The sequence below is a fragment of the Paenibacillus sp. 01L418 genome, assembly GCF_056400045.1.
Genome location: NZ_JBFTSN010000445.1, coordinates 1 through 4,980, shown reverse-complemented (window position 1 = coordinate 4,980; position 4,980 = coordinate 1). Strand labels below are relative to the sequence as shown.

General features: G+C 36.5%; 5 protein-coding genes. 2 read left to right on the top strand and 3 right to left on the bottom strand.

What is annotated here, in order from left to right:
• A partial coding sequence (locus AC1DSE_RS29930) for a transposase (RefSeq protein ID WP_477528671.1) occupies window positions 1-238 on the top strand: 238 nt, incomplete at its 5' end.
• A 306-nt stretch (window positions 239-544) separates the two neighbouring features.
• Window positions 545-802, top strand: coding sequence for a hypothetical protein (locus AC1DSE_RS29925; RefSeq protein WP_441887202.1), 258 nt, complete (start codon window positions 545-547; stop codon window positions 800-802).
• A gap of 441 nt (window positions 803-1,243) precedes the next feature.
• On the opposite strand, the gene AC1DSE_RS29920 is transcribed toward AC1DSE_RS29925, so the two are convergent.
• Genes AC1DSE_RS29920 through AC1DSE_RS29910 form a run of 3 tightly spaced genes read right to left on the bottom strand, consistent with a single transcriptional unit; the run spans window position 1,244 to window position 4,901 of the window.
• Entirely contained in the window at window positions 1,244-2,368 is a 1,125-nt protein-coding gene (locus AC1DSE_RS29920; protein ID WP_477528670.1) for a Ger(x)C family spore germination protein, read from the bottom strand.
• Between the two features lies 1 nt (window position 2,369).
• Window positions 2,370-3,443, bottom strand: a complete 1,074-nt coding sequence (locus AC1DSE_RS29915; RefSeq protein WP_477512995.1) for a GerAB/ArcD/ProY family transporter — start codon at window positions 3,441-3,443, stop codon at window positions 2,370-2,372.
• Window positions 3,444-3,458: 15 nt separating this feature from the next.
• Window positions 3,459-4,901, bottom strand: coding sequence for a spore germination protein (locus tag AC1DSE_RS29910; protein ID WP_441887196.1), 1,443 nt, complete (start codon window positions 4,899-4,901; stop codon window positions 3,459-3,461).
• Window positions 4,902-4,980: the final 79 nt, after the last annotated feature.

Genomic DNA, 4,980 nt, shown 5'->3' with positions numbered 1-4,980 from the left:
GCTGAAGGTTGGCGCCCGAATCAGCATGTCCCGCCGAGGCAATTGTTATGACAATGCCTCTATGGAGAGCTTTTTTTCGCATTTAAAAGCGGAAGCACTCTATCCTTATCATATCCGAAGTTTAGAAGAGGCACAAAGGAGAATTGAAGAATATTTGCATTTCTATAATAACGAGCGACCGCAGAGAAAACTAAAAAAAATGACGCCTGTTGCTTACAGACGTCAGCTTTCTGCCTAGGTGTTTTTTGCAATGTCTACAAATAGGGGTCTTGACCAAGGCTCTCAGAAACATAAGTGGGCTTTTTTTATTCTCAATTGATTTGAACGAATTTAGTCAAGGGGTATTATGTCAATTTTTGTCGAATTTCGAAAATAATTCGCGATCGTGAATTTTCATTTACATGTGGTACTATATGGGTTTAAATTGAATTAATATTTAGTTTGAAGTACTCATTGACAAAATTAGAATCATAAAATTTCAGCTTGAAATAACAAAGCCGAAAAAAACTAAACAAGTTTGCTAACGCGAGAGGAGACATAACAAGTGTTTATGGAATGGATTGATCACAAGCTTGAACAAAGAAGTTGGGAAGTTTTGAAAGTATGTGAAGAAGAAAATGAGGGTCTTTCTAAAAGATTTAATGATATCTTAAGTGAACTTAAAAAAGTCACACCTGAGTCTGCACATAATTCTCTATATGCACTCGAAGAAATATGTGCTCAAAAGAGTCTTGTTATTATGCAGGCATACCGAATAGGATTTTCAGATGCTATGAAACTTAAATCTACAGTTTTAGATTAGAGAATTAACAGGAAACATTTTTGCTTATTAGTTGAGATTACTCATTATCCAATGAATATACCAACAGAAAACTACAATAAGAACTTGGACTTGCAGAATTATTATTTGGTGGTTGAGGGCGTTCTGCTAACGCCGAAGATATATGCCATCTCCTAACCAGGTACATACTTCCCCGTATTGCGCGCATCGTCGATCAGTGAAGGGAATGTTAATGTCTCTTATACTCAAGTTCTGAATCATCTGAATCTTTCCCGTGTAAACTGACATTTTTTGAGTGCGAGCCACCCATCCAGGTGGCTATTTTTTATTGCTCATTAAGTGACCTATCTGCTAAAGGCTAAGGGTATAAGGATTCATCTAGTTGAACCATAATACGAAAGGGCAGAATGTTTAGTAGTGAAGGATTTCTTCTAAATTCCAGTGGTAAGGAAGAATTCCCAATCAGGGGAGAAGCCACTGATACTWATGACGAAATCCATAATCTTTTATTTTTATATTAACCTTACATTGTATGTTTAAAACAGGGTACTGATCATTCCAACTTATGTCCTTCCAAGCATAGTGAGTCATGCTATTTCTGAAATATGTTCCTATGCCAAGACTGTCTGTTTTTTTTTCTTGCAGGAATTTTATGATTCCTTCTGCCCGTTGAGTTAATATGTTGGAGATATCAAGTTCCAACTTTTTTCTTTCGGAATCATTACTCATCATTAATTCACCGATGTATTCTAATATCGAAGCCTTTATATCAACATTAATAAAAACACTTGTTTGCCCATCATTTTCGTGTTTAACATAAACCTTCCTTGTGCTATTCATAGAGTTTAACATGATTGTTTTACTATCTAGCGATTCTTCTTCAATTAAATCGATATTTATTTCGCCATGATTAAAGCTGTCAAGTAGAAAACTGAAAATCAATGAATCTTCTGATTTTATCTTGCCTACATATTTGTCATCTTTAAAAAGAGCAATTCCATCTATGACTATACTTTCCCCAGCATCTTTAATAAGAGGAGCTATTGGGTCAATCCCATCATCATAATAATCTCTTACAAACGAATATAATGTGGTAAGCGGTATGGTCTGCCCCTTTGCTTCTTTTTGTATAAGACGATCGATGTATTTTCCTGTTCGGGGATAAGAGGTATAGTTCTTTTCGAGCAGATTTTTTGCATTCCCATCTACAACAACAACTTTGACTTGATCAGATATGGTAGGATCTCTCAATAGCGTATCCATGAACTCCCAAATTCCTTTTTTTGCTAAGGGTAACCCGAACAGAGTGGTTCTTAATTGTCCACTAACTAGCGTCAGATTGGTCTTTTTTGCAAGAAGTATTCGGCCTTCTTTGCTGCTTTTCGCCTCAGTTGAAATAAAGTCTCTTGATGTTTTTATTTCTGGGTTTGCAATGGGAACGCTTATCCCATAATTTATTTTTCCATCAGGCAAAAGATCATAACTTGTAGATTGAATGAAGCCTGTATTCTCAAGAATTCGTTGATCGCCACAGCCAGTAAGTACAAGCGTAGCAAGAATCCAGAGCCAAGCACGATTGTTAATCACTTTACAACTCACCTCTAGTCTTTTGTACAAGCAGAAGAATAATCAAAGCAATAGGCAATCCAAACGCAACACACATTTCTATATAACCAAGGATTGTCAACCATTGCTCTAATTCACTCAACCCATCGAAAATAAAGGAAATAAAATAGGACACTAAAAGGATAACAAGCAATAAAATCTTTTGGCTTATTGGAAACATTCTTATACTGACTTCTTTAGCTGCCCACCAAAACATGACTGATGTAACAATGATTGAGAACATAAAAAAAGCATAAAACAAATTTTCTGTACCCTGAATAAATGGAAATTGTATGTACGCGAGTATATTCAGTAGTGGATACTCTAAGTCCTTTAAGTATTTGTGACCGAAGAAGCCAAAGGCGATAAAACTGGTATATATATAATTGAGGAAAATCAGGAAACTTCCACTCCAAACCGCTTTCATTAAATTTGTTTTTTGATCAGTGTATGGGAATAAAAGCAAACAGAGTTCATACCCCAAAAATGCTAAATAGATACTCGCAACACCTTGCATGTTTATTGCGCTTTCTTGAAAGAAAAATGGAGTCAAACGGGACCATTGAAAATCACCATAAAAGTAAAATAGCAATAATAGCAGCCAAATAATTGCCCAAAAAAAGACTGTTGCTGCTTTTGAAATATTGTATATACCTTTGAGAATGAGGAAGAAGGCAAGGCCGTCGAAAACCAGCTTAAATACCATTGAGTTCGTTGTTGGAAAAGCAATCATTTGAAATACCATCACGTATTGCTTTGCAATTAAACAACCGATCATCATCCATAATAAGACTAATGATAGATAGAAAGGGAAAAGAATGAATTTAGGTATGGATTGCTCCATGACTACGAATATAGATTTCCCTTTACCAAGGCGGTGTACAATAGAAATCAATAAAATATTTAAAGAAACAATCATGAAAATTATAACTAATGCAAGCCAACCGTTTGTTCCAAAATAGTGGGCTAGTAGCCGAGGGAGTGTGAATATCACCATACCTGTCTGTGTCATAAAAATCAGAATAGTCACATGAAATTGTGATAATTTTTCCTGCATTTTGGGGACCCATCCTTATTTTCTCATCTTATTCCTAACCTTATTAGGTGACTTGGTTTGAGTAGGTCTTTCTTTGAGAAAGCTAATTGGTGCAGTAATGAAAACATCCTTCCAATCCTTTGGCTTGAAAGGAGCAACGGGAGTAAGGTAAGAAGAACCGAGACTGGTAAGTCCACATATATGAATCACAATCGCCGTGATACCTACTGCCAATCCAAAGTTTCCCCATATTCCTGCAAGTAATATTAACCCAAATCGAAGTAATCGAATGGAATTACTCATGACGTAGGCCGGAGTAACAAAGGATGCTATGGCAGAGGAAGCTACGGAGATGATAAGAATGTTACTGGTTAATCCTGCTTGAACTGCAGCCTGTCCAATTACAATACCACCGACGATACCAATCGTTTGACCGATTTTGGATGGCAATCGAGCACCCGCCTCGCGAAGGAGTTCAATTGTTGCTTCCATAAATAACGCTTCTATAAGAGGCGGAAATGGAACTTTGCTTCTTGATTCCGTAAGAGTCAGCAGCATGTTCTCTGGGATCATTTCATAATGATAGGTAGTCACTGAGACATACAATGAAGTAAATGAAAGTGTAATTATGAGCGCGGTAAATCGTAATAAGCGACTTGCGGTTCCGAGCATCCATCGTTGATTATAATCATCAGAAGATGAGAAATACTCGAAGAATGAAGTTGGTGCGCTTAATGCCGAGGGACTGCCATCCACAATGCCAACAATTCTGCCTGAAACTAATTTTGAGGCCATGGCCTCTGGGCGTTCAGAAGTAAGAAATTGTGGAAAAATGGAATAAGGTGAGTCATCAATGAATTGAATTAGCATATTGGTATCAAATAGTGCATCGATCTCTATATTGTTAATTCTAAGTATGGCCTCATTCACATAATCCATATTGGCGATATCTTCAATATATAGAAGATAGACATCTGTTTTGGTTATTTCCCCAACAGATAGTTTGATCACTTTCAGATGAGAGCTTTTAATGCGCTGACGAATCAATGATAAATTGATTCCAGCTTGTTCAGTGAATGCGTCATGCGGACCTGTTATGACCGTTTCAGATTCAGATTGTGAAACAGAACGTGCTTGCAGGCCAAACACATCGACGAGAAAAGCATTTTCATTATAAAAAATTGCAACCCTTCCTGATAAAATTCCGGTTATTATTTCTTTGGCATCTGTAATTAAGGTAAACTGAGATCTTTCTAATACTAAGGGAACCTCCTCAATATTCAAATTTAGTAAGGGAACCATAACTTCACGATACAGCTTATCATGATCAACTTGATGACTAAAATAGACCAAATCCATTTTGATTTCGGGGTAAGACCTGTGGGTAAGATCTACACAATCATTAAATTGATTTAGTGTATGCATAAGAGAAGGTTTTTCGGAGTTAAATTCCGAGACTGAAGTACCGGAAACATACATAAAGAGTCACACACCTCTATCATTTTTGATATTGGTAATATGTCCTATAAGTAATGGATTTAATCGTTTGACTTTATAT

Bases quoted from the DNA above. Each gene is read 5' to 3' on its own strand.
- AC1DSE_RS29915 (WP_477512995.1), bottom strand. From the start codon at position 3,443: ATGCAGGAAAAATTATCACAATTTCATGTGACTATTCTGATTTTTATG.
- AC1DSE_RS29910 (WP_441887196.1), bottom strand. From the start codon at position 4,901: ATGTATGTTTCCGGTACTTCAGTCTCGGAATTTAACTCCGAAAAACCT.